This window comes from Sphingomonas sp. Leaf5 (assembly GCF_001421155.1).
Taxonomy (GTDB): Bacteria; Pseudomonadota; Alphaproteobacteria; order Sphingomonadales; family Sphingomonadaceae; genus Sphingomonas.
Map to the genome: position 1 here is coordinate 55,979 of NZ_LMJZ01000024.1, position 24,140 is coordinate 80,118.

General features: G+C 64.9%; 21 protein-coding genes. 14 read left to right on the forward strand and 7 right to left on the reverse strand.

The window, feature by feature from the left end:
* From dcd to ASE50_RS16410, 4 genes are all read right to left on the reverse strand, one after another.
* Positions 1 to 555, reverse strand: a complete 555-nt coding sequence (gene dcd / locus ASE50_RS16395) for a dCTP deaminase (RefSeq protein ID WP_055995505.1) — start codon at positions 553 to 555, stop codon at positions 1 to 3.
* 84 nt (positions 556 to 639) lie between these two features.
* A complete protein-coding gene (locus tag ASE50_RS16400; protein WP_056403081.1) occupies positions 640 to 1,086 on the reverse strand; it encodes a cytidine deaminase in 447 nt (148 codons plus the stop codon).
* Entirely contained in the window at positions 1,083 to 1,751 is a 669-nt protein-coding gene (locus ASE50_RS16405; RefSeq protein ID WP_056403085.1) for a GH25 family lysozyme, read from the reverse strand. The genes ASE50_RS16400 and ASE50_RS16405 overlap by 4 nt, the downstream gene beginning before the upstream one ends.
* Positions 1,751 to 2,233, reverse strand: coding sequence for a UPF0262 family protein (locus tag ASE50_RS16410; protein ID WP_056403087.1), 483 nt, complete (start codon positions 2,231 to 2,233; stop codon positions 1,751 to 1,753). Before ASE50_RS16410 ends, ASE50_RS16405 begins: the two co-directional genes overlap by 1 nt.
* Before the next feature lie 91 nt (positions 2,234 to 2,324).
* Here ASE50_RS16410 and ASE50_RS16415 point away from each other — a divergent pair, with 91 nt between their 5' ends.
* A complete protein-coding gene (locus ASE50_RS16415) occupies positions 2,325 to 3,836 on the forward strand; it encodes a replicative DNA helicase (RefSeq protein ID WP_055995492.1) in 1,512 nt (503 codons plus the stop codon).
* Positions 3,837 to 3,909: 73 nt separating this feature from the next.
* Here ASE50_RS16415 and ASE50_RS16420 read toward each other — a convergent pair whose 3' ends face one another.
* Entirely contained in the window at positions 3,910 to 7,311 is a 3,402-nt protein-coding gene (locus ASE50_RS16420; RefSeq protein ID WP_056403090.1) for a TonB-dependent receptor, read from the reverse strand.
* Between the two features lie 359 nt (positions 7,312 to 7,670).
* On the opposite strand from ASE50_RS16420, the gene ASE50_RS16425 reads away from it, so the two are divergent.
* Genes ASE50_RS16425 through ASE50_RS16440 form a run of 4 tightly spaced genes read left to right on the forward strand, consistent with a single transcriptional unit; the run spans position 7,671 to position 13,644 of the window.
* A complete protein-coding gene (locus tag ASE50_RS16425; RefSeq protein WP_268794946.1) occupies positions 7,671 to 9,191 on the forward strand; it encodes a tryptophan halogenase family protein in 1,521 nt (506 codons plus the stop codon).
* A gap of 30 nt (positions 9,192 to 9,221) precedes the next feature.
* Positions 9,222 to 10,625, forward strand: coding sequence for a tryptophan 7-halogenase (locus tag ASE50_RS16430; protein WP_162236200.1), 1,404 nt, complete (start codon positions 9,222 to 9,224; stop codon positions 10,623 to 10,625).
* The gene (locus tag ASE50_RS16435) at positions 10,622 to 12,136 is read left to right on the forward strand and encodes a tryptophan halogenase family protein (protein ID WP_056403095.1); all 1,515 of its coding nucleotides are present in this window, start codon (positions 10,622 to 10,624) and stop codon (positions 12,134 to 12,136) included. Before ASE50_RS16430 ends, ASE50_RS16435 begins: the two co-directional genes overlap by 4 nt.
* Entirely contained in the window at positions 12,133 to 13,644 is a 1,512-nt protein-coding gene (locus ASE50_RS16440) for a tryptophan halogenase family protein (protein WP_056403099.1), read from the forward strand. Before ASE50_RS16435 ends, ASE50_RS16440 begins: the two co-directional genes overlap by 4 nt.
* Here ASE50_RS16440 and ASE50_RS16445 read toward each other — a convergent pair.
* Positions 13,641 to 14,657 carry a cupin-like domain-containing protein gene (locus tag ASE50_RS16445; RefSeq protein ID WP_056403102.1) on the reverse strand — a complete coding sequence of 339 codons (1,017 nt, stop codon included), beginning with the start codon at positions 14,655 to 14,657 and terminating at the stop codon, positions 13,641 to 13,643. The genes ASE50_RS16440 and ASE50_RS16445 overlap by 4 nt on opposite strands.
* Positions 14,658 to 14,844: 187 nt before the next feature.
* Here ASE50_RS16445 and ASE50_RS16450 point away from each other — a divergent pair, with 187 nt between their 5' ends.
* The 9 genes from ASE50_RS16450 to ASE50_RS16490 are packed head-to-tail and all read left to right on the forward strand — an operon-like array spanning position 14,845 to position 23,502.
* On the forward strand, positions 14,845 to 16,068 hold the full coding sequence (locus tag ASE50_RS16450) for an MFS transporter (RefSeq protein ID WP_235512407.1): 1,224 nt from the start codon (positions 14,845 to 14,847) through the stop codon (positions 16,066 to 16,068).
* Positions 16,065 to 17,123, forward strand: a complete 1,059-nt coding sequence (locus tag ASE50_RS16455) for a sugar phosphate isomerase/epimerase family protein (protein WP_056403108.1) — start codon at positions 16,065 to 16,067, stop codon at positions 17,121 to 17,123. The genes ASE50_RS16450 and ASE50_RS16455 overlap by 4 nt, the downstream gene beginning before the upstream one ends.
* Positions 17,120 to 18,262, forward strand: coding sequence for a Gfo/Idh/MocA family protein (locus ASE50_RS16460; protein WP_056403111.1), 1,143 nt, complete (start codon positions 17,120 to 17,122; stop codon positions 18,260 to 18,262). The genes ASE50_RS16455 and ASE50_RS16460 overlap by 4 nt, the downstream gene beginning before the upstream one ends.
* A gap of 2 nt (positions 18,263 to 18,264) precedes the next feature.
* A complete protein-coding gene (locus tag ASE50_RS16465; RefSeq protein ID WP_156347510.1) occupies positions 18,265 to 18,642 on the forward strand; it encodes a c-type cytochrome in 378 nt (125 codons plus the stop codon).
* On the forward strand, positions 18,639 to 19,562 hold the full coding sequence (locus tag ASE50_RS16470; RefSeq protein WP_235512408.1) for a hydroxypyruvate isomerase family protein: 924 nt from the start codon (positions 18,639 to 18,641) through the stop codon (positions 19,560 to 19,562). Before ASE50_RS16465 ends, ASE50_RS16470 begins: the two co-directional genes overlap by 4 nt.
* Before the next feature lie 10 nt (positions 19,563 to 19,572).
* Positions 19,573 to 20,406, forward strand: coding sequence for a DUF1080 domain-containing protein (locus ASE50_RS16475; protein WP_235512409.1), 834 nt, complete (start codon positions 19,573 to 19,575; stop codon positions 20,404 to 20,406).
* Positions 20,403 to 20,972, forward strand: a complete 570-nt coding sequence (locus tag ASE50_RS16480) for a gluconate 2-dehydrogenase subunit 3 family protein (RefSeq protein WP_056403115.1) — start codon at positions 20,403 to 20,405, stop codon at positions 20,970 to 20,972. Before ASE50_RS16475 ends, ASE50_RS16480 begins: the two co-directional genes overlap by 4 nt.
* Complete coding sequence (locus ASE50_RS16485) at positions 20,969 to 21,802, forward strand: sugar phosphate isomerase/epimerase family protein (protein WP_056403118.1); 834 nt, start codon at positions 20,969 to 20,971, stop codon at positions 21,800 to 21,802. Before ASE50_RS16480 ends, ASE50_RS16485 begins: the two co-directional genes overlap by 4 nt.
* Positions 21,803 to 21,825: 23 nt before the next feature.
* Positions 21,826 to 23,502: a GMC family oxidoreductase gene (locus ASE50_RS16490; RefSeq protein ID WP_056403121.1), complete on the forward strand. Its 1,677-nt coding sequence runs from the start codon at positions 21,826 to 21,828 to the stop codon at positions 23,500 to 23,502.
* 160 nt (positions 23,503 to 23,662) lie between these two features.
* Here the strand turns inward: ASE50_RS16490 and ASE50_RS16495 are convergent, their stop codons facing one another.
* Positions 23,663 to 24,130 carry a hypothetical protein gene (locus ASE50_RS16495; protein ID WP_056403124.1) on the reverse strand — a complete coding sequence of 156 codons (468 nt, stop codon included), beginning with the start codon at positions 24,128 to 24,130 and terminating at the stop codon, positions 23,663 to 23,665.
* Positions 24,131 to 24,140: the final 10 nt, after the last annotated feature.

Below are 24,140 nucleotides of genomic sequence, written 5' to 3' on the forward strand. Positions count from 1 at the left end.
TCAGAGCCGCGGCAGCGTCACGCCGCGCTGGCCCATATATTTGCCCGCACGGTCGGCATAGCTGGTCCCGCACGGCTGGTCGCCCTTCAGGAACAGGAACTGGCACGCGCCTTCATTGGCGTAGATCTTGGCGGGCAGCGGCGTCGTGTTCGAAAATTCCAGCGTGACATGCCCTTCCCATTCCGGCTCTAGCGGGGTCACGTTGACGATGATGCCGCAGCGGGCATAGGTCGATTTGCCCAGACAGATGACCAGCACGTCGCGCGGTACCCGGAAATATTCGACAGTACGCGCCAGCGCAAAGCTGTTGGGCGGAATGATGCAGACGTCGGTCTTGCGATCGACGAAGCTGTTCTGCGCAAAATCCTTCGGGTCGACGACCGCCGAGTCGACATTCGTGAAGATCTTGAACTCGTCCGACACCCGCGCGTCATAGCCATAGGACGACAGGCCATAGCTGATGCAGCCCTCGCGCCGCTGCGATTCGACGAAGGGTTCGATCATCCCCGTCGCCAGCGCGGTTTCGCGAATCCAGTGATCCGACAGGATCGTCATATCATGCCCTCTTGCTGCTGGCCGCTCCATCGCCGGATCGCGGGGGCAGGGCAAGCGGCTTCATACCCGACGTGGTGAAGGCGGTCAGCCGATCCCGAGATCGGCCGGCCCGAAGGCGTCGGGCAACAGCTCGGACAGGCGATAGGTCCGCATCGAATCGCCCTCCGCCGCGCCGCAATGGACCGGCAGGTCGCGGCCGGCCATCTGCGCGGCTTCGTTGATGACCTGTCGACAGCGGCCGCACGGGCTGACCGGCGTGGTGCCGGTGGCGCGGCCGTCCGCGTCCATCGCGCCGCCGATCACGCCGATCGCGACGATCTGGCGCAGGCGGCCGGCGGCGGAGGCGGTCGCGATCGCGACGGTCTCGGCGCAGAGCGACAGGCCGTAGCTGGCATTTTCGAAATTGGCCCCGGTGACGATCGATCCGTCGTCCATCAACAGCGCCGCGCCCACCGCGAAGCGCGAATACGGCGCGTGCGCGTTTGCGGCGGCGGCGCGCGCGGCGTCGATCAGGGCGGCGGGATCGGTCATTGGGCGGCTACACTCCACGCGACGGGACGCGCGACGCCATCGAACCGCCGTGCCGGGTTCGCCTGCCACATCCGCCATGGCTGCGCCAGATAGGTGGGTTCGAAGAAGCGCCGCTGCGCCCAGAGCGGGCGGACGATCGCCGCGCTGACCCGATATTCGTCCTCGAACGCCGGCGAAATGCGCAGCATCATCGGCCGGCCGTCATGATATTCGGCAGGGGCCAGAAAGCCGCGGATCGCGGTCAGCACCTGTGCGCGCGTCGGGCGGGTGGCGCAGTCGTCGGCGAAGTCGAGCGCCAGCGTCGCAGGCAGGGCGTCGGCGGCGCGCGGCACGGTGGTCAGATAGGCGGTGACCTGATCGGCGGTCGGCTCGCATAGCGAAAAGAGGTGTAGCGCGCCCTGCCGCAGTCCGGCGGCATGTGCGCCGTTCCAGTTTGCCTCGAACGCCGCATCGCGCTGCGTCCCCTGCGATGCCGTGACATAGGCGAAGTCCGCCCCCCGCGCGCGGACGGTCGGCCAGTCGATCGCGCCGTCCGCCGCCGAGACCGTCAGGCCCTGCACCGGAAACCGGGCGCGTTCGGGCGTCCAGCCGAACGACCATCGCCACGCGAACAGCGCGACGAGCGCCAGCACCGCCAGCGCGACGAGAATCGATCTGAACCGCATCAGCCCTTGATATGCAGCACGCAGATCAGGGTGAAGAGGCGGCGGGCGGTGTCGAAATCGATCTCGACCTTGCCGTCGAGCCGCTCGCGCAGCGCCTCCGCCGCTTCGTTGTGGATGCCGCGCCGGGCCATGTCGATCGTCTCGATCTCGTGCGGGGTCGCCTGGCGAATGGCTTTGTAATAGCTGTCGCAGATCGCGAAATAATCGCGGATCGGGCGGCGCAGGCGCGCCATGCCCAGCACCAGCGTCTCGATCAGGCTGCCGTCCTCGCGCGCAATATCGATCGCCAGCCGCCCCTCTGGCACCGACAGCGCGATGCGGTACGGACCGGCATAATTGTCGGGCGACATACGGGCCGGGGCGAAGTGATTCGCCTCCAGCAGATCGAAGATCGCGATCCGTCGTTCCTGCTCGATATCGGCGCTGCGCCACAGGATCGTGCGCTCGTCGAGGGTGACGTCGATGATCCGGGGATCGGCCATGGCCTCCTGTCGCCGCTTCGTGGCGTGGCGTCCACCGCAAAATGCGCTGTCAACCGGTTGAGCGTAAGCCCCAGGTCTGGGAGAAGGGGCGATGGCTACTGTTCACAGCATCGGCGGGGGTACTCCCCCGCAACCACCGCGCGTGCCCCACAATGTCGACGCGGAGGCGGCCTTGCTCGGCGCGATGCTGATCGACAACGGCCTTGCCGACGACATGGTCGAACGGCTGGACACCGAACATTTCTACGATCCCGCCCATGCGCGCATCTTCGAACGGGTCCGCGATGTGCGCCGCACCGGCATGATCGCCAGCCCGGTGACGCTGCGCCCGATGTTCGACAATGACGAATTGCTCGCGGCGCGCGGCGGCACCCAATATCTGGTCGAGATCACCGGCAGCAATGCCAGCCTGATCGGCGCGCGCCAGTTCGCGCAGCAGATCTACGACCTTGCCCAGTTGCGCGCGCTGATTACGGTCGGGCGCACGCTGGTCGAAAACGCCACCGACACTTCGACCGAAGTCGACCCCAAAAAGCAGATCGAGGCGGCCGAGGAAGCGCTGTTCAAGGTCGCGGCCGAGGGGAATACGACCAATGCGGTAAAATCGTTCGCGCAGGCGACGACGATGGCGGTCCGCATGGCCGAACGCGCGATGAATTCGGGCGGCGGTCTGTCGGGCGTCACGACCGGGCTCGATTCGATCAACGGCCGGATCGGCGGCATGCACCACAGCGATCTCATCATCCTTGCCGGCCGCCCCGGCATGGGGAAGACGTCGCTCGCCACCAACATCGCCTTCAACGCCGCCCAGCGGTACATGGACGATCAGCGCGCCGGCATGGAAAAGGGCAAGTCGGTCGGGGCCAAGGTCGCGTTCTTCTCGCTCGAAATGTCCGCCGACCAGCTGGCGACGCGTATCATGGCGGAGCAGGCGTCGATCAGTTCCGAAGCGCTGCGCATGGGCAAGATCCGCAAGGAGGATTTCACCCGCCTCGCCAACGCCGCCGCCGATCTCGAACAGCTGCCGCTCTATATCGACGATACCGCTGGCCTGACGATTTCAGGGCTGCACACCCGCGTCCGCCGGTTGCAGCGCAAGCTGGACGGCGAACTGGGGCTGGTCGTGGTCGACTATCTCCAGCTGTTGCAGGGGTCGGGCAAGGGCAGCGACAACCGCGTGCAGGAAATCTCGGAGATTTCGCGCGGGTTGAAGACGCTTGCCAAGGATATCGGCGTGCCGGTGATGGCATTGTCGCAGTTGTCGCGTGCCGTCGAACAGCGGGAAGACAAGCGGCCGCAATTGTCCGATCTTCGCGAATCCGGTTCGATCGAGCAGGACGCCGACATGGTCTGGTTCGTGTACCGCGAAGACTATTATGTCGCGGCCAAGGAGCCGAAGCGTCCGCGCGACGGCGACGATGCGAAGGTGTTCGAGGACCATGCCAAATGGGCGATGGATATGGAACGGGTCTATGGCCTCGCCGAGCTCATCATCGCCAAGCAGCGCCACGGTGCGACGGGCAAGGTCACGCTGAAGTTCGAGCCGCAGATCACCAAGTTCAGCGACTATGCCGGCAGCGGGTTCAGCGGTCTGGACGAATGACCGGTCGGTCCTGACGCAAAAAAAAGGGGGAGGTCCCGGTGGCACCTCCCCCGATGTGTTTGTGCTGTCGACGTCAGATACGGAACAGCGCGCCCACTACGATACGGCGATCGTTCAGGAAGCTGAACCGGTCATACTTCTGACCATCGGTGTCGATGATGCCATATGCCTTGCTCTTGGTGTCAAGGATATTGGCGATCGATCCGCGGATCTGAAGGTTGCCGATGTTGAACTTCAGCGACGCGTCGAGGAAGCCTGCATCTTCCGCGAAGATCGGGTTGCCCGTTACATAGTCGCGATAGGTCAGCAGGTACGACGAGCGCCAGTTATAGGCGAGACGCGCCTCGACCACCTTGTCCTGATAGATCGCGACCGCGTTGGCGATGTGCTTGGACTGGCCGAGCAGGTCGCTGACGCCCCAGCGGAACACCTGCGTCACATCGTCCGGCACCCCGTCGCCATTGGCGTCGGCACCGTTGCCTGGCGGTGTCGTGGTCGCATCGATGAAGGTGTAGTTCGCCTGGACGCCGAGATGCTTCAACGGCCCCGGCAGGAAGTCGAAAAACTGCTGATACCCGACCTCGACGCCCTTCACCTTGGCTTTCGCCTGATTGACCGCGCCGTTGTAGACGATGTTCAGGGTCTTGCCGTCGAGCGTCGTCGTTCCCAGTGACAGGTCGCCGTTGGTGATGATGTTCGACAGGCTCTTGTAGAAGCCCGCGACCGACAGATAGCCGCCCTTGAAATACCATTCGTACGAGAGGTCGAAGCTGTCGGCGGTCGTCGGCTTCAGGAACGGGTTGCCGCGGCTGACGCGGATTTCGCTGGCCGAGACGTCCTGCGCACCGCGATCCACGCCGAATAGCGGGTCGTTCCGATCGGTGATCTGGTCGTACCGGGTGGTGGTGGTGGTGACCACATATTCCTGCGACGCGCGCAGATCCTGCACGTTCGGTCGGCTCAGCCCCTTGCTGTAGCCGAAGCGGAACAGCATCTCGCGGTTCAGGTTGAACTTCATGTTGAACGACGGCAGCCACCGTTCGTCAACAAGGTTGAGCGTAGTCGGGATCGCGGCCTGTTCTGCATAGGCGACCGCCTGCGGTGCGAAGTCGCGAATGTCGTCGCGGCTTTCGGCGTCGTCGGTACGCAGCCGCTTACCGGTGTCGGGGTCGAACGTGTATTGGCAATTCTGCTGCCCCGGACCGCCGGTAAGGCTGCAGGACGGCAGATCGGGATTGAACGGCCGAAATGCCTGGAAGCCCGACGATTGCAGCTCGGTACGGACGTACCGCACGCCGATATTGCCGTCGATCGACATGTCGCCGTCGAAATCATGTTTGAAGTCGACGCGGACATAGGCGTTCTTCGTCCGCTCCGTGATGTCGGACGTATCCTCGGGACGATAGATGCCCTGGCCGAAGCGCGTACCGTTGTCGGTGCCGCGTGGGACCCAGCTACCCAGTGTCGCCAGCTGCGGTTCGCTGGCGATATATTTGCGAAACGCGGAATAGTCGTTGAGGATATTCTGGTTCACGAAGACGAAGTCGGTGTTGCTGCCCTGAATGACGCCGTCGCCACGGAAGAAGTCCTTAAAGCTGACCGCTTCGAAGCCCTTGTTCGGGTTCTGGAACGTGCCGGCGATGCCATAGCCACCGGCCCATGCCGGCGCGATCGCACCCCAGTTTAGCGCCATTTCCGAATTGACCTGGCTGCGCTCAGCGAAACGGGCACCGAACTTCACGCTGTCGAACCAGCCGGCAAGGCCGTCCGCGCCCGACACGTCGTAGCTCAGGTCGCCGCGCAGCGAGTACAGGTCGCCTTCGCCGTTCTGGAACTGATCGGCGGCGAACTGGAAATTGGCACCGTTGAAGTCGCTCGAACTGGTCGGCGTCGGAATGAAGATGCCCGGCGTGGTGATGACACCGTCGGTGGTCACCGGATCACGGTCGCCGGTAAAGCGCGTATTGCCGGGATTGAAGCGGTGCGTCGGATCGATGAAGAATTCGACGCGCGGGTGGTCGAGGTCCGGCTTCACCGAATAGTTGAAGTAGCTGTTCATGCCACCCCAAATCTGCCGCTGCCTGGCATCGGCCTTCGTATATTGACCGTCCACCGTCACGAACAGCCGCTCGCTCGCGGTCCATTTCAGGTTCAGGCTGAAATCTTCGGTGGTCGCTTCCTCCTGCTTGCCGACGCCGAGCATGCCGATGTCGCGACCGCGCGCACCCGTCCAGGAATCGTTGTTGCTGGTGACGAGACCCGATTCCATCAGGCCGCCCTGTACCGGATACAGGGTTTCGCAATCGCCGGGAGCGACCGGACGACCACCGGGGCCGCTGCACATCGGCAGCCCGCTGGAACCCCAGTTCTTGTTCAGCTGCATGTTCTGGACGCCGATCTGGACGCCGCCATTATGATCGGGGAACCATTCCAGCGTCCGCTCGGTGCTGTTGATCTTGGTTTCGACGCGAATATACTTGAACGTCGCCTGCAGGCTGTCGTTGCGCCACTGCACCGCCCCGTAATAGCTGATGCGGTCGCGATCGAAGTCGGTGTTGCGCAGCTGGAAGCCGGGGGTGATGCCGACGATGCGCGACGGATCGGCCCCGATGAATTCGTTGGTCCGGTTGTCGTCGTTGAAGTTGCCGGTTTCGGGGACGTTGCCGTTGGCGTCGAGGACGCGCGGGATCGGCGGGCTTTGCTGCCAGCCGTTGATCCGTGAATCGAGCCGGGAGCGCGAATAGGAACCGAGGATGCCGATCTCGCCGATGCCGGTTTTCCAGCGCTTGCCCGCGGTGATGCTGCCCTGCGGCGACCATTTTTCGCGAAGATCGGAAAACGTGCCGTCGAACGCGACGACGAACAGGTCCTTCTTGCTGTCGAACGGTTCGAGCGTGCGCAGGTTGATCGTGCCGCCGATGCCGCCTTCGATCAGGTCGGCGCTCTGGTTCTTGTAGACGTCGACGCCGCCGACCAGTTCGGGCGGAATGCTGGAGAAGTCGAGCGAGCGACCGCCATTGGCGGAGAATGCGTCACGACCGTTGAATTCCGAACGTACGAAGCCAAGGCCGCGCACGAGGTTGCCGCGACCTTCGGGGGAAGGAAAGTCGGGGCTGCCGCCGTTGGTCGGGAACCGCGAGATGGTGACGCCCGGAATACGACCGATCGCTTCGGCGACCGACAGGTCGGGCAGCGTCGCGATGTCCGATGCGGTGATCGAATCGACGAACGTCGACGAGCGGCGCTTGATTTCCTTGGCCGATTCAAGCGCGGCGCGAATACCGGTGACGACGATTTCCCCTTCGGGCGTCGCGTCCTGCGCGTTGGCCAGCGGCGTGGGAACCTTCTCGTCCGGCGGCGTGATCGCGGTCTGGGCGAAGGCCGCCGCCGGCGTCAGCGCCAGGGTCAGCGCCGACGTGGCCATCAGCAACCGCCTGGCCGAACGCGACGGATACGCGAGTACCTGCATCTTCATCAATCAATCCCCTCCCTGTAGCGGCGTCTTGGCGCGCCGCCCGGTGTCCCCTGTGCTCGATCCTTGCTGCTCGTTTTTTCGTTTATCGATACGAAACGGCAGGCAATGGTGCGGCAACGATTGGAGGCATAACGGATCTGATTTACCCCGGCAAGATAGCGGTAACATATTTAAAGGAGGTCGTTGACAATTGTCCGTCGGCGACGCTTTGTCTATTAAGCAAACTAACATTACGTATTAAGCGTATGCTGCATCGCAATGAGGTTCAGCTGTAATTGCAGCAACTCTTGTGCGCCGCGTCGTGACTGTTGAGAGGACGGCACAATGACGGATTTGACGATGGCCGGGTCGGGCGCGACGTGACCGGACCGGACGACATCGAACGCGTCTGTATCGTCGGTGGCGGCACCGCCGGATGGATGACCGCCGCTGCGCTTGCGAACAGGCTGGAGGGTCTGGGCGTACGGGTGCAGCTGATCGAATCGGACGAAATCGGAACGGTCGGGGTGGGGGAGGCGACGCTGCCGCATATCCGCGCGTTCAACACGACGCTCGGTATCGCCGAATCGGACCTGATGCGGGCGACTGAAGCGACGTACAAGCTGGGTATCGAGTTTTGCGACTGGGGTCGAATCGGCGACCGCTACATCCATCCGTTCGGCAATTACGGACCGACCGACGACGGCATCCCGTTTTACCACCAATGGCTGCGGTTGCACGAGTTGGGCGACGCGACCCGGCTGGACGACTATTCGTTCCCGGTGATCGCCGCCGAACACAATCGCTTCCGCCATCCGGGCAGCGACGTGCGGCAGGTCGAATCGAGCTTCGGCTATGCCTATCAGTTCGACGCCTCGCTCTATGCCCGCTTCCTGCGGCGCTATGCCGAGGCGCGTGGCGTCGAGCGGATCGAGGGCAAGGTGGTCGACGTCGCGCTGCATGGTAAGAATGGTCACGTCCGCGGCGTGACGCTGGCCGATGGCCGGGTGCTGGACGCCGATCTGTTCGTCGACTGCTCGGGGTTTCGTGGGCTGCTGATCGAAGGGGCGCTTCAGTCGGGCTATGACGACTGGAGCAACTGGCTGCCGTGCAACCGGGCGGTCGCGGTACCGACCGACAGTCGCGGACCGCTCGGCCCTTATACCCGCGCGACGGCACGGACGGCGGGGTGGCAGTGGCGGATTCCGTTGCAGCACCGGGTCGGCAACGGTCATGTCTATTGCAGCAGCTTTATTTCCGACGACGATGCGCAGGAACAGCTGATCGCCAATCTGGACGCGCCGATGCAGGCCGAGCCGCGACGGCTGCGCTTCACGACGGGGCGGCGGCGCGATTTTTGGAAGCGCAATGTCGTGGCGATCGGGCTGGCCAGCGGGTTTCTCGAACCGCTCGAATCGACGTCGATCCATCTGATCCAGGACGGCATCACCGAATTGCTGGCGCTGTTCCCGACACGCGCCTTCGCCGTGGGCGATATCGCCGAATATAACCGGCGGATGGCGCTGCATTTCGAACGGGTGCGCGACTTCCTGTTGCTCCACTATGTCGCGACCGAGCGCGAGGACAGCGAGATGTGGCGGCATTTCCGTGCGCTGACCTTGCCCGACAGTTTGCAGGCGAAGATCGATGCGTGGCTGACGCGCGGCTATGTCGTACCCTATCAGTTCGGATTGTTCCTGCCGCCCAGTTGGGTGGCGGTCATGCTGGGGCAGAGGCTGATGCCGAAGGGATATGATCCGCGCGTGCTGGCGCAGGACGATGCGACGATCGCCGCTCGGGCGGCGGCGCTACGGCGTGCGGTGGCGCAGGCGGTGCAGGCGACGCCTGACCATGCCGACTATATCCGCCGATCGCCGGCCGCGGCCGGTCTGGCGGCCTGACCGACGATGCAGGGGGTCGAAACATCCGCAGTGGTCGGACGCATATTGGTGTGCGGCAGCGGACTGGCCGCCGAGATGACCGTGGCGACGCTGGCGGCGCAGCTGCCGCCGCATGTCGCGATCATGCGCGTGGATGCGGGTGACCAGCGGGCAAGCGACCTGTTCTATGGCAGCGTGACCGCGCCGTCGGCCTATGCCTTCAACCTGTCGGCCGGGGTCGATGAGCGGCGACTGATCCTGACCAGCGATACGAGCTTCTCCTGGGGAACGCGCTATGCCGATTGGGGCGGGCGCGGCTGGATGCAGGGATTTGCGCTGCCGTTCCCGGTGATCGACGGGGTGCAACTGCATCAGTATCTGGCGTTGGTCGGGGGGGATGCGATCACGCCCTATATCGCCGGGGTACAGGCGGCGCGGCGCGGCGTGTTCGTCCATCCGCCGCGCGAGGGCGACGGCCAGCACCCGCTGGGCCGCGCCGAATATGGCTATCAATTCGACCCGGTCGATTATGCCGCGTTGTTCGCGGCGGCGGTGCCGGCGGGGCGGGTCGAGCGGGTCGGCGGTTCGGTCGTCGGTGTAGAGGTTGCGGACGGTGCGATCGCGGGCGTGCGGCTGGACGATGGCTCGCTGTTGACCGCCGACCTGTATGTCGATTGCAGCGGTCCCGCTGCGCTGTTGCTGGCGGCACTAGCACCCGACTGGCGGGGGACGCGACGGATCGCGCTCGCGGTCGAGGACGATGCGGGGGGCGACGAAACGCCACTGCGGACGGTGCGGGTGACGCCCGATGGCTGGCAGAGCGAGACCCCGTTGAAAGGGCGCGTCCGCCGGATGCGGGTGTCGGCGGCGGGTCCAGCCGAGGTCGTGCTTGGCCGCCGGTCGCACGGCTGGGTCGGCAATTGCGTCGGCATCGGACAGGCGGCGGCGGTAGTCGAGCCTCTGACGCCGGCACCGATGATGCTGCTGGAACAGGATATTCAACGGCTGCTGACGCTGATCCCCGCGCGGCGCGACATGGTGGTCGAGGCGCGCGAATATGATCGCCGGTTCGCCGACGATCATGACCATGCTGACCTGTTCCAGCGCGCGTTCTTTACGGCGGACGGACTGCCGGACGGCCCCTATTGGCAGGCGGCGACGGCGGAGTGTGTGCCGGAGAAGCTCGCGCGCAAGCTGGCCATGTTCGCCGATCGCGGGGTGCTGGTCGCCTATGACCTCGAACCCTTTCACCCGGAGGACTGGACGATCCTGCATCTGGGGCTGGGATCGCGGCCCCGTCGGCACGACCGGCTGGCCGATCGCGCCGACCCGGGCCGGGTGCGGCAGTATCTGTCGGCCATGGAACGCGACATCGAACAGGCGGTGGCGAAGCTGCCGCCCGCGCGCCTCTATCGCGCGCAACTCGAACAATATCTGAAGCGGGGAATGGTATGAGTGCGCCGCTGTTGCGCCGGATCGTGATCGTCGGCGGCGGATCGGCGGGGTGGATGACCGCCGCCGCACTGTCGAGCCTGCTCGATCCGAAGGACGTCGCGATCACCCTGGTCGAATCCGATGCGATCGGCACGGTGGGGGTGGGCGAAGCGACGATCCCCGACATCCTCGCTTTCAACCAGATGCTGGGCGTCAACGAGGCCGAGTTCATGGCCGCGACGCAGGCGACGTTCAAACTGGGTATCGAGTTCGTCGACTGGGGTGCCAGGGGGGATCGCTATGTCCACCCGTTCGGTCAGCATGGCGTCGACATGCAGGGAATCGACTTCCACCAATATTGGCTGCGGGCCCGCGAGCATGGCGCGCCGCAACTGATCGAGGAATACAGCCTGTGCGCGGTGGCGGCACGGGCGGGCAGGTTCGCGTTGCCCGACCCGAACCCGCGATCGGTGCTGTCGCAGATCCGCTATGCCTATCATTTCGACGCGACGCTCTATGCCCGCTTCCTGCGCCGCTATGCCGAGAAGCGCGGCGTCGTCCGTATCGAGGGGATCGTCGGTGCGGTCGGGCGGGGGGCGGATGGCGCGATCACCGGCCTGACCCTTGCCGACGGACGCGGGGTCGCGGGCGATTTCTTCTTCGACTGCACCGGGTTCCGGGCGCTGCTCGCGGGCGAGACGCTGGGCAGCGGGTTCGTCGACTGGAGCCACTGGCTGCCGTGCGATACCGCGCTGGCGGTGCCGAGCGAACATGCCGGGCCGCCGACCCCCTATACCCGCGCGACCGCGCGCGACGCCGGCTGGCAATGGCGCATCCCGACGCAGCGGCGGGTCGGCAACGGCCATATCTTTGCCAGCGCCTTCACGACCGAGGAAGCGGCGAGTGCGACGCTGCTGGCCGGTCTCGATGCGCCGGCACTTGCCGATCCGCGTCGCATCCGGTTCAGGGCAGGGTGTCGCGATACCTTCTGGTCGGGCAACTGCATCGCGATCGGGCTGGCGGCGGGGTTTCTCGAACCGCTCGAATCGACGTCGATCTATCTGATTCAGGAGGGGATCAGCCGGTTCATCTCGCTGTTCCCGCGCGGCGACATTCCGGACATCCTGCGCACCGAATATAACCGCCATATGCGCACCGAGTTCGAACAGGTGCGCGACTTCATCATCCTGCATTATGCAGCGACCACGCGAGACGACACGCCGTTCTGGAACCATTGCCGCACCATGCGACTGCCCGATACGCTGCTTCACAAGATCGAACTGTTCCGCGAAACCGGACGCGTGTTCCGCTACAATGACGAGTTGTTCACCCGGCCGAGCTGGGTCGCGGTGATGCTGGGGCAGGGGATCGTGCCGACGTCCTCCGATCCGATCGTCGCGACGCTGCCCGAACGCGATGTCGCACGCAGCCTCGCGTCGATGCACGACGCGATGGCGGCGGCGGTGGCGCGGATGCCGACGCATGGCGACTTCCTCGCCCGCTACTGCCCGGCACCGGCGATGGCGGCATGAGCGAGGCGAACATCCGCAGCATCGTGATCGTCGGCGGCGGCACGGCCGGATGGATGGCGGCGGCGGCGCTGTCGCACATGCTGGCCGGCAGCGGCATGGCGATCCGCGTCGTCGAATCCGAAGCGATCGGCACGGTCGGCGTCGGCGAGGCGACGATCCCGCACATCCAGTATTTCAATCGCCTGCTCGGCATCGACGAGGATGATTTCGTCCGGCGGACCTGCGCGACGTTCAAGCTGGGCATCGAATTCGTCGATTGGGGGCAGATTGGCGAGCGCTATATCCACCCCTTCGGCACCTATGGGCAGGAGATGGAGGGCATCCATTTCCACCATTTCTGGTATCGCCACGCGCAGGCGGGGGGTGCATTGCCGCTCGATCGCTTCAGCATCGGCGTCGGTGCGGCGCGGGCGGGCAAATTCATGCGGCCCGATCCGTCGCGTCGCGGATCGCCGCTGGCCGGCATCAGCTACGCGTTTCAGTTCGATGCCGCGCTCTATGCCAAATATCTGCGCGCACGGGCCGAAGCGGCGGGCGTCGTGCGGACCGAGGGGCGGATCGTCGACGTCGCGCTGAACGGTGCGAACGGCCATGTCGATCATGTCCTGCTCGACGATGGCAGCCGCGTCGCGGGCGACCTGTTCATCGACTGCTCGGGCTTTCGCGGGCTGTTGATCGAGGGCGCGCTGAGCGCTGGCTATGACGACTGGCGCGAATGGCTGCCATGCGATCGGGCGGTGGCGCGGCCCTGCGCCCGCGTCGGCGATCCGACGCCTTATACCCGCGCGACCGCGACCAGCGTCGGCTGGCGCTGGCGCATCCCGCTCCAGTCGCGCACCGGCAATGGCCATGTCTATTGTTCGGACTATGTCGACGACGACACGGCGCTGGCGATGCTGAACGACGGTCTCGACGGTGCACCGCTGGCGGACCCGAACTTCCTGCGCTTCACGGCGGGGGTGCGGCGCAAGGCGTGGGATCGGAATGTCGTCGCGTTGGGGCTGGCGGCGGGGTTTCTCGAACCGCTCGAATCGACGTCGATTCATCTGATCCAGACCGGGATTGCGCGGCTGCTGACCAACTTCCCCGATCGGTCGTTCAATCAGCCGGATATCGATTATTACAATCGGCGCACGCGGTTGGAGTATGAACAGGTCCGCGACTTCCTGATCCTGCATTACAAGGCGACGGCCCGCAACGACAGCCCACTCTGGCGCCGTTGTCGTGACATGGCGATCCCGGCGTCGCTCGAGGAACGCATCGCCATCTTTCGCGAAAATGCGCGGCTGTACCGGCACGACAACGAACTGTTCAGCGAGACGAGCTGGCTGGCGGTGCTGCACGGGCAGAATATCCACCCGAAGCGGCATCATCCGATCGCCAACATCTTGTCACAGGACGAACTCGATCGCCGCATGACCCATATCGCCGGCGCGATGGATGCCGGGGTGCGGGCGATGCCCGACCATATGGCGTTCATCGACCGGTTTTGTCGCAGTCCGTCCTAACGACGCAGGTCGTCGATCAGATAATGCTTCACCTGCTGTGCCCTGTCGGGCGTCATCTCGCCCAGCGCGCCGCGACCGGCGGCCGGAAGGTGGGTGACGGCGTCATGGCCCGCACCAAAGACATAATGGTCGAACCATGTCCGCCATATGTCGCGCTCGCGCTCGGGCAGGTCGCGGATGCTCATCACCGCGTGCATCAGCGAGCGGAAGGGGGACCCCTGCCAATCGCGCGGGGTCAGGGGCCACCAATAGTTGGTGAGGACGTTGATCGGCGACAGCCCCTCGACCTGATGCCACCACATATAGGGGATGTAGATCGCGTCGCCGGGTTCGAGTTCGGCTTCCAATGCGGTTTCCAGCGCCTCGGCATAGCGCGGATAGCGTTCGAGGTCGGGATTGCGCAGGTCGACCATGCTGACCGGCGGCCCGGCAAAGGTGAAGTCGAACGGCCCGACATACAGGTTGCGGACCTGTTCGGGCGGGAACAGCGTGAAGCGGCGTCGTCCGCCGACCACCACCGCGACGTTTTCCGACATGTCGAAATGGGTCGACACGGTGACGCGGTTGCCGACCCACAGCCGCGCGACCGCGCCCGGACCGGCAACGCCCAGCACATTGTCGCGGGCGAAGTCGGGGCAGTTTTCGGCGATCGGCACCGCGCCCGCATAGAAGGCCGGCGGCTGTTCCTCGTCCCGCACGCTCATCAGCGCGCGCAGCAATTCGCCGATCGGGGCGATCCGCTGCTGATAGTTCAGCCCGCGCAGGTCGTTGGTGTACCAGAATCGCCCGTTGATCTGCGGCGGCCCCAGAAAGGCGGGGACCGGTTTGCCGAGATCGGTCGCCTCGATATAGTCGCGCAACGCCTCGTCCGACTGCCGTGCGGCCCGAACCGCCGGCCACGACGCGGCGATCCCGCGAAGGACCGCCGGCTGGCGCAGCGGCACGATCTCCGTCTCGAACCGAAGACGATCGACGTCGTGCCATTCACGGATCGGCTGAAAACTGCGCGTCATATGGAAATGCCTGCCAAAACCGTGGCGCGCCGACGCGCCGGATGTAACAGCCTGTAAATCGCCGGTTTGCGGAAGTCGATGATATCGCGTCTTTACAGGGCGCGTCGACCTACCTAGCGTTGCAAACGAATTAGCAGACAATACTGCGGAGGGGTGGCTGATGGCCATAGCGGAGGGTGTCGGGCCCGTGACCGATCGATCGGTCGACGGAAGTCTGACCGCGCGGCTAAGCGCGTTGATGTTCATGCAGTTCTTCATCTGGGGAGCGTGGCAGGTCACGCTCGGCCTGGTGATGCAGACGGTCGGGATCGGCAATCTGATCGGCAACGCGTTTTCGATGGGGCCGATCGCGTCGATCGTCGGGTCGCTGCTGCTCGGCATGGTCGCGGTGCGCTATGTCGCGCCGCGCATGTTGATGGTGATCCTGCATTTGGTCGGCGGCGTGCTGCTGTACCTGCTGCCGACGCTGCTGACCCCGGAAAAGGGCGGGACGTTCGTGTGGCTGCTGCTCGGCTACATGATCCTGTACATGCCGACCGTCGGCCTTGCGAATACGATCGCGCTCAAGAGCTTTGGCGACCGGACCGACAATTTCCCGTTCGTCCGCGCGTTCGGTACGATCGGCTGGATCGCCGCCGGCCTCATCATCGGCTGGGCGGGACTGTCCGCCAGCCCGAAGATCTTCTGGGTCGCGGCGGTCGTGTCGATCGCGCTCGGCGTCTACAGCTTCACCCTGCCGGCGGTCGAGGCCGACAAGCCGCAGGGCGGCAGCGTGCTGGCGCAGGTTTTCTGCGTCGAGGCGTTCGGGCTGATGCGGCAGAAGTCGTTCCTGATCTTCATCCTCTGCGCGACGCTGATCTCGGTGCCGCTGGCGATGTATTACGCCTATGCCTCGCCCTATGTCGGCGCGGCGGGGATCGAGAATGTCAGCGGGACGCTGGCGATCGGGCAGATGTCTGAACTGGTGTTCATGTTCTCGATGCCATGGCTCTATCGCCGCTTCGGCGTGAAGCCTTTGCTGCTGGTCGGCATGGCCGCATGGGCGCTGCGCTATGCGCTGTTCGCGATCGGTGACGGCGGGTCGGGGATGTGGGCGATCTATGTCGGCGTGGCGCTGCATGGCGTGTGCTACGACTTCTTCTTCGTCGCCGGGGCGATCTATGTCGGCACCATCGCCACGCCGAAGGGCGTCAATGCGCAGGCGCAGGGCATGCTGACGCTGTTCACCTATGGCGTCGGGATGCTCCTCGGCTCGCAGATCGGCGCGATGATCTATGCGCAGCTGCCGGCCACGCCGACCATCGCCGACTGGCAGGGCATGTGGATCTATCCGGCGGTCGCCGCCGCGGCGATCGCGCTGCTGTTCCAATTCACCTTCCGCGACGATCGTCGCAAGGAGACGCTGGCATGACGGGAATGAAGGGGCCGGGCATCTTCCTGGCGCAGTTCATGGGCGACAAGGCGCCGTTCGACACGCTGGAGAACATGGCCGAATGGGCCGCGGGCCTCGGCTATGTCGGCGTGCAGATCCCGTGCGACACGCGGCTGATCGACCTGAAAACCGCGTCGGAGAGCAAGGATTACTGCGACGATCTGCGCGGCAAGCTGGCGCACCACGGTATCGAAGTGACCGAACTGTCGACCCATTTGCAGGGGCAGCTGGTCGCGGTCCATCCCGCCTATGACACGCTGTTCGACGGCTTCGCGCCGCCCGAAGTGCACGGCAAACCTGCCGAGCGGCAGGTCTGGGCGGTCGAGCAGGTCAAGATGGCGGCCAAGGCCAGCGCTAATCTGGGGCTGAAGGCGCATGCGACCTTCTCCGGTGCGCTGGCATGGCCTTATGTCTATCCGTGGCCGCAGCGGCCCGCCGGGCTGGTCGAGGAAGCGTTTGCCGAACTGGCGCGGCGCTGGACCCCGATCCTCGACGTGTTCGAGGACAATGGCGTGCATTGCGCGTTCGAGGTCCATGCCGGCGAAGACCTGCACGACGGGGCGACATGGGAACGCTTCCTCGAGGCGGTGAAGGGGCATAATGCCGCCCGATTGCTGTTCGATCCGTCGCATTACGTGCTGCAACAGCTCGATTATCTCGACTTCATCGATCGCTATCACGGCCGGATTTCGTGCTTCCACGTCAAGGATGCCGAATATAATCCCACCGGGCGCTCGGGCGTCTATGGCGGTTATCAGGATTGGGTCGATCGTCCGGGGCGGTTCCGCTCGCTGGGCGACGGACAGGTCGATTTTTCGGGCGTGTTCAGCCGCATGGCGCAATATGGCTATGATGGCTGGGCGGTGCTCGAATGGGAGTGCGCGCTCAAGAACTCCGACGATGGTGCCAGCGAAGGCGCTCCGTTCATCGAGGCGCATATGATCAAGCTGACCGATCACGCCTTCGACGATTTCGCCAAGAGCGGCGTCGACCGGGCGGCGATCCGCAAGCTGATGGGATTGTCGGCGGAATGAGCGGCAGGGCGTTGAAGCTGGGCATGGCCGGCGGTGGCGAGGGCGCGTTCATCGGCGCGATCCACCGCAAGGCGGCGGCGCTGGACGGCGATTGGCAGTTGGTGGCCGGCGCGTTCAGCAGCGACCCCGACCGCAACGCCCGCAGCGGTGCGTCGCTCGGGCTCGACCCGCAGCGTGTCCATGGCGATCTGAACGCGCTGATCGCGGCCGAACGCGCGCTGCCGGAGGGCGAGCGGATCGACGCGCTGGCGATCGTCACGCCGAACCACCTGCATGCGCCGATGGCGATCGCCGCACTGGAAGCGGGCATCAACGTCTTCTGCGAAAAACCCATGGCGATGAGCAGCGACGAAGCGCGCGCCATCGCTGCGGCGGCGCGCAAGAGCGGTGCGAAATTCGCGCTGGCCTTCACCTACAGCGGCTATCCGCTGGTCGAAGAGGCGCGCACCCGCGTCGCGCGCGGTGATCTCGGCAAGATCCGGCTCGTTCAGGTCGAGTATCTGCAAGGGTGGCTAAGTTTACCAATCGATGGCGAAGGTAACAAGCAGGCCGAATGGCGCACGGATCCGGCGAAGGCCGGGCTGGGCGGCTGTCTGGGCGATATCGGCACGCATGCCTTTCACCTGGCCGAGCATGTCTCGGGCGAGCGGGTGAGCGAGGTGTTGGCCGACCTGACCGCGCATGTCGCCGGGCGGCGGCTCGACGACGATGTCAGTGCGCTGCTGCGCTTCGATGGCGGGGCGCGCGGCACGCTGAAGGCCAGCCAGGTCGCGGCGGGCGAGGAGAATGGCCTGAAACTGCGCGTGTCGGGAGAGCTTGGCACGCTCGAATGGGCGCAGATGGAGCCGAACACGCTGACGCTGCGCTGGCTTGACCGGCCGGCCGAAGTGGTGCGGGCGGGCGGGCCGGGACTGGCCGGATCGACCCAGGCATTGCTGCGTACGCCTTCGGGCCATCCCGAGGGCTATATCGAAGCCTTTGCCAATCTGTATCAAGGGTTTGCGGCGGCGATTCGCGGGCAGGACGAACGCTTCGTCCCCGGCCTGACCGATGGTCTGCGGACGATGAATTTTATCGAGGCGGTGATCGCGAATGCGAGCTCCGACCGAAAATGGACCCCAGTGGAAGCGGGAGAGTAAAGATGAAACTGCTGACGGGTATGGCAATCGTGGGTGCGGCCGGTGCGACCGCGCTGCTTGCCACTGCGACGCCAACCACCGCCCAGACCGCGGCACCGCCCGCGTTCAACGCCTGCAAGGCGTGCCACACGGTCAACAAGGGTGGCCGCAATGGCATCGGCCCCAATCTGTTCGGCGTGGTCGGACGGCCTGCGGCGTCGGTGCCGGGCTTCAACTATTCGCCGGCGATGAAGGCGTCAAAGTTGCGCTGGGACGCCAAGACGCTCGACGCGTATCTGACGGCACCGGCCAAGAAGGTGCCGGGTACGCGGATGCCGATCTCGACGCCCGATCCGGCGAAGCGTGCCGCCATCATCGCCTATCTGACGTCGGCCAAGTGAGCGGCGTGTCGCGGCGCACGGTCATCGCAGGGGCCGCCGCCGCGACGCTGGCCACCGGCGTACGTGCGTCGCAACGCCGCGAAGGCGGCGGCAGCAACGCTGCGCGCTTCTCGCTGAAATTCGCGCCGCACGAAGGCAGCTTCGCCAGCCGTGGCGACCGGATCGAACAGATAGCCTATGCCGCCGATCAGGGCTTCATGGCGTGGGAAGATAACGAGGCGGCCGGGCGCAGTATCGCCGAACAGACGGCGATGGCGAAGGCGCTGCAACAGCGCGGCATGACGATGGGCGTGTTCGTCGCCAGCATGCCGAAATGGGCGCAATCGCGGCCGCTGCTGGGCGCGAACGACGGTGCCGAGCGCGAAGCGTTCCTGAACGACATCCGCGCGTCGATCGAGGTCGCCAAGCGGCTGTCGGCGACGCGGATGACGGTGGTGACCGGGTTCATGGACCCGAAGGTGCCGCAGGACATCCAGACCGCACGGGTCATCGACGTGATGCGCCGCGCGGGCGATATCGTCGCGCCGCATGACATCGCCATGGTCATGGAACCGCTGAACACGCGGACCAACCATCCCGGCGTCTATATGCAGACCGTCGCGCAGGGCTATGCCGTCGCGCGCGGTGCGAACAGTCCGGGGGTCAAGATTCTTGCCGATCTGTATCACGAACAGATTCAGTCAGGGAATTTGATCCCGACGCTCGACACCTGCTGGGACGAGATCGGCTATATCCAGTTCGGCGACAATCCCGGCCGCAACGAGCCGGGGACCGGCGAAATCAACTATGCCACCGTCGTCAAATGGCTGCGGAACAAGCGCTATGCCGGCGTGATCGGCATGGAACATGGCAATTCGATCAAGGGTCGGCCGGGGGAGGATGCGCTGGTCGCAGCCTATCGCCGGATCGACCAGGCATGAAGGGGAGGGGATGATGAGGCTCCGTACGATAACGGTGCTCGGATCGGTGCTGATGGCGCTGGCGGGCTCCGCCGGTGCGCAGGACAAGCCGGGTTTCAGGGATACGCCGATACTGCCGGGCGGACAGTGGAAGGTTCACGATGCCGACCGGCCGACGCCGACGGTCGTGACGCCCGCGGAACAGCCGGGCGGTGCGCCGTCCGATGCGATCGTGCTGTTCGACGGGCGCTCGACCGACGCGTGGTCGCCAAAGGGTACGCCATGGCCGGTCAAGGACGGTGTGATGACCGTACCGGCGCGAGGGCCGGGTGGCAAAGGTGGCGGCGATCTGGTGTCGAAGCAGAGCTTCGGCGACGTGCAGCTTCACCTCGAATTCCGCAGCCCCAATCCGCCGACCAAGACGTCGCAGGATCGCGGCAATAGCGGCATCTGGTTCATGCAGCGCTACGAGGTGCAGATCCTAGATGGCTATCAGAACCCGACCTATGCCGATGGCACGGTCGGCGCGGTCTATGGCTTCAAGCCGCCGCTGGTGAATGCGTCGCGCAAACCCGGCGAATGGCAGACCTATGACGTCGTGTTCGAACGGCCGCGCTTTGCCGCCGACGGGTCGCTGGTGCGACCGGCCTATGTCACCGCGATCCTGAACGGGGTGGTGGTGCAAAATCATCAGGCGATGCTGGGCACGACGATCTGGCGGCAGATCGCCAAATACGAGGCGCATGGCGATGCCGCGCCGATCCAGTTGCAGGATCATGACTCGCCGGTGTCGTTCCGCAACATCTGGGTACGACCGCTGCCCGAGAGCGCGATCGCGCAGGATCTGAAGGAGAACAGCAAATGATCGATCGCAGGACGGCTCTGGCCGGTGTCGCGGCGATGTTCGGCACCGCGCTGTACGCGCCGCTCGCGCGCGCTGTCGGAGCGCAAGGACCGGTCGGCGTGCCGACGATCAGCGATGGTCCGCCGAGCGCCGCCGTGTTCACCGCGCCGCAACGCGCGCTGATGACGGGCTTGAGCGAACGCGTCATCCCGACCACCGATACGCCGGGCGCGATCGCCGCGGGCGTGCCGGCCTATATCGAGAAGCTACTCGCCGACTGGTCCTATCCGGCTGAGCGGGTGCCGATCGTCGCCGGGCTGGATGCGATCGAGAAGCGCAGCATGGCGGACTATAAGGTCACGGGTGCCAAGGCGACGCCGGCGCAGCAGGACGCTTTGCTGACGCTGGCGATGAACGACCAGATTCCGGGCGGCAAGACCTTCTTCGAAGCATTCCGCCAGCTGGTCATCGCCGGCTATTATACGTCGGAAATCGGCATGACGCAGGAGCGCGAATATCTGCCGGTACCGGGCGAATATAACGGTGCCTTTCCCTATTCGCAGGTCAACAAGGTGTACAGCGCATGATCGTCAATCGCAGGCACGTCTTGGCCGGGGCAGGCGGCATCGCCGCACTCGGCGTCACCGGCATCGCGCAGGCGGCGCAGATCAAGGCCGTCGGGCTTCAGCTCTATACGGTGCGCGACCTGTTCCAGAAGGACCCGGTCAAGACGCTCGGCGACCTCGCCCGTATCGGCTATAAGGAAGTCGAATATGGCGGTGGCGGCTATGACGCCATGGACCACAAGCTGCTGCGGCGGACGATGGACCGGCTGGGCCTCAAGGCACCGTCGATCCACGTGCCGTACGAAGCGTTGCTCGGCGCGTTCGACAAGCAGGTCGAAATGGCCAAGACGCTTGGGGCCGATACGGTCGTTCTGCCGTACATGGTCGACCAGCATCGCAACGAAGCCGGCTGGAATGCGGCGATGCCGAACTTCAACCGCTTCGCAACCGACCTGCGCAAGGCCGGGCTGGGCTTCGCCTATCATAACCACGACTTCGAATTCACGGTGAAGCCGGGCGGGGTCAGCCTGTACGAGCGATTGCTGAAGGCGACCGATCCGGCGCTGGTGAAGATCGAGCTCGACCTGTACTGGGTCGGCCATGCCGGCGAGGATGTCGGCGCATGGATCGACCGGCTCGGGCCGCGGCTCTATGCGTACCACGTCAAGGACGCGCGCGCCGATGGCAGCATGACCGCGGTCGGTGCCGGCAAGACCGATTTCGCTGCGCTGTTCCGCCGTCGCGGCAGTGCCGGCGTCCGTCACTTCTATGTCGAGAATGATCAGGCACCCGCGCCCTATCTGCCCGACGTCACCACCAGTTTCCGGACGCTCAAGGCGCTGCGTTACTAAACAAATACCCTGGGAGGGGAAACATGGCAGTCACCAACAGGTTCGACGCGATCGTCATCGGATCGGGCGTCAGCGGCGGGTTCGCCGCCAAGGAATTGACCGAAAAGGGCCTGCGCGTCCTGATGCTCGACCGTGGCCGCATGGTCGAGCATATCGATGGCTATCCGTACGACGGCAAGCCGGCCTATGAGGTGCCGGCGCGCAATCAGATGCCCAAGCCGCTGATGGACAGCGACTATTTCATCGCCAAACATGGCTATGTCTCGCCGAGCAACCGGTCCTTCTACAATGACGACCGGTTGAACCCCTATGCGTTCGACGAAGGCGAGAAATTCTACTGGATTCGCCCCGGTGCCGTGGGCGGCAAATCGCTGATCTGGGGACGCTGGACGTTCCGGTGGAGCGCCGACGATTTCGAGGCGAACAAGCGCGAAGGCGTCGATGGTGCGTGGCCGATCGGCTATGACGACGTCGCGCCGTGGTACAGCTATGTCGAAAAATATATCGGCGTATCGGGATCGCGTGAAAATCTGCCGTACCTGCCCGACAGCGAATTCCAGCCGCCGATGCCGATGAACGTCGCGGAAAAGTGGTTGAAGCAGGAGCTGGAAACCAAGTTTCCGGGCCGCAAACTAATCAACACTCGCCTGTCCAACATGACCGAGGACAAGCCGGATCAGAACCGCAGCAAGTGCCAGTTCCGCAATCAGTGCGGCAATGGCTGTTCGTTCGGTGCCTATTTCTCGACGCAGGCGGTGACGCTGCCGGCGGCACGGGCGACGGGGCGGCTGACGCTGCGGTCGGATGCAGTCGTCACCAACCTCGAATATGATGCCGCCCGCAAGAAGGTGACCGGCGTCCGCTTCGTCGATGCCAAGACGGGGCAGGCGGAAACGGTGCAGGCGAACCTGGTCTTCCTGTGTGCGTCGGCCATGGCATCGACGCAGATCCTGATGAATTCGCGGATGGGCGGCGGCGGGCGCAGTCATTTCGACGCCAGCGGTACGCTGGGCCGCTATGTCATGGACCATATCTTCCGCGTCGGGGTCGAAGGCGATGTCCCCGGCATGACCGACATGATCGAATATGGCCGGCGGCCGGGCGGAGTCTATGTCCCGCGCTTCCGCAACCTGAAGGGCGAGGAAGGCGTCGGCTTCCGTCGAGGCTATGGCTATCAGGGCAGCGCCCGGCGCGAGCCGATGGCCCCGGTCGGTTTCGGCAAGGACATGAAGCACGGCATGCGGCAATATGGCCCGTGGAAGTTCGGGATGGGCGCGTTCGGCGAATGCCTGCCCTATGCCGACAATCGGGTTTCGCTGCATACGAACAAGGTCGACCGGTTCGGCGTGCCGTTGATGAAGTTCGACGTGAAGTTCCGTGAGAACGAGCTGAAGATGATGGCCGATTCCCGCATCGAGGGCGAGAAGATGCTGAAGGCGGCGGGCCTGACCAACGTTCGCAGTTACGAAGGGGAGCATGTCCCCGGCGACGCGATCCACGAGATGGGCGGTGCCCGCATGGGTGCCGATCCGCGCAAGTCGGTGCTGAACGGCTGGAGCCAGGCGCATGACGCGTCGAACCTGTACGTCACCGATGGCGCGCAGATGGCATCGGTATCGTGCGTCAACCCGTCGCTGACCTTCATGGCGCTGACCGCGCGTGCAGCGGACCATGCGGTGCGGACCAAGCCTTGGGCGTAAGGGCAGCGTAACCTGGAAACCCCGGCCTGCGCCGGGGTGACGTTTGCGGCGGATCGCTTTCCCGCTGTCGACGTCACCCCGGCGCAGGCCGGGGTCTCTTACAGACAGAACGTAGCAGGTGCCGCAACAGACCCCAGCCTGTGCCGGGGCGACGTGTGGGTCAGGCTTCGGTGGAAGTGGATGCCGGATCCGGCCGTAACCCGAGCAGGACCAGCAGTGCGGCGGCCACCGCCTCGTCATGGCCGGTGGTGACCGTTTTTGCATCGTCCGGCCGCGGTTCGAAACCGTTGTTCGCGCCGAGATTGTCGGAGGGCGTAAGCACGACCGTGTTACCGGTCCGGTCGATATCGACGCGCCGAGCCTCGCGCATGAACGTTTTGAAGTTCTTGACCGCCGCCGCGTCCTGAAAGGGGATGAACTGGCGTTTCCATTGTTCGGGCGTCGGATCGGCTACGCCGCTGTGCGATCCCGACAGGGCATCGCCTATCGACTGTGCGACGACGGACTTTTTTGCCGATTTGCCGAACCATTTGGGATCGGTCGCGATGGTATCGCCCGACATGGTGCGGGAGACCGGTGCGATGATGATCCGGCCGTTGGTGAAATAGGCGACTGCCGATTGCTGCATCGCGCCGCTT

What these genes read in the sequence shown, in the direction of transcription:
- ASE50_RS16445 (WP_056403102.1), bottom strand. Translation starts at nt 14,657, where the DNA reads ATGACGCGCAGTTTTCAGCCGATCCGTGAATGGCACGACGTCGATCGT.
- ASE50_RS16485 (WP_056403118.1), top strand. Translation starts at nt 20,969, where the DNA reads ATGATCGTCAATCGCAGGCACGTCTTGGCCGGGGCAGGCGGCATCGCC.
- ASE50_RS16415 (WP_055995492.1), top strand. Translation starts at nt 2,325, where the DNA reads ATGGCTACTGTTCACAGCATCGGCGGGGGTACTCCCCCGCAACCACCG.
- ASE50_RS16480 (WP_056403115.1), top strand. Translation starts at nt 20,403, where the DNA reads ATGATCGATCGCAGGACGGCTCTGGCCGGTGTCGCGGCGATGTTCGGC.
- ASE50_RS16405 (WP_056403085.1), bottom strand. Translation starts at nt 1,751, where the DNA reads ATGCGGTTCAGATCGATTCTCGTCGCGCTGGCGGTGCTGGCGCTCGTC.
- ASE50_RS16465 (WP_156347510.1), top strand. Translation starts at nt 18,265, where the DNA reads ATGAAACTGCTGACGGGTATGGCAATCGTGGGTGCGGCCGGTGCGACC.
- ASE50_RS16490 (WP_056403121.1), top strand. Translation starts at nt 21,826, where the DNA reads ATGGCAGTCACCAACAGGTTCGACGCGATCGTCATCGGATCGGGCGTC.
- ASE50_RS16460 (WP_056403111.1), top strand. Translation starts at nt 17,120, where the DNA reads ATGAGCGGCAGGGCGTTGAAGCTGGGCATGGCCGGCGGTGGCGAGGGC.
- dcd (WP_055995505.1), bottom strand. Translation starts at nt 555, where the DNA reads ATGACGATCCTGTCGGATCACTGGATTCGCGAAACCGCGCTGGCGACG.
- ASE50_RS16400 (WP_056403081.1), bottom strand. Translation starts at nt 1,086, where the DNA reads ATGACCGATCCCGCCGCCCTGATCGACGCCGCGCGCGCCGCCGCCGCA.
- ASE50_RS16410 (WP_056403087.1), bottom strand. Translation starts at nt 2,233, where the DNA reads ATGGCCGATCCCCGGATCATCGACGTCACCCTCGACGAGCGCACGATC.
- ASE50_RS16435 (WP_056403095.1), top strand. Translation starts at nt 10,622, where the DNA reads ATGAGTGCGCCGCTGTTGCGCCGGATCGTGATCGTCGGCGGCGGATCG.
- ASE50_RS16455 (WP_056403108.1), top strand. Translation starts at nt 16,065, where the DNA reads ATGACGGGAATGAAGGGGCCGGGCATCTTCCTGGCGCAGTTCATGGGC.
- ASE50_RS16440 (WP_056403099.1), top strand. Translation starts at nt 12,133, where the DNA reads ATGAGCGAGGCGAACATCCGCAGCATCGTGATCGTCGGCGGCGGCACG.
- ASE50_RS16475 (WP_235512409.1), top strand. Translation starts at nt 19,573, where the DNA reads ATGATGAGGCTCCGTACGATAACGGTGCTCGGATCGGTGCTGATGGCG.
- ASE50_RS16495 (WP_056403124.1), bottom strand. Translation starts at nt 24,130, where the DNA reads ATGCAGCAATCGGCAGTCGCCTATTTCACCAACGGCCGGATCATCATC.
- ASE50_RS16420 (WP_056403090.1), bottom strand. Translation starts at nt 7,311, where the DNA reads ATGAAGATGCAGGTACTCGCGTATCCGTCGCGTTCGGCCAGGCGGTTG.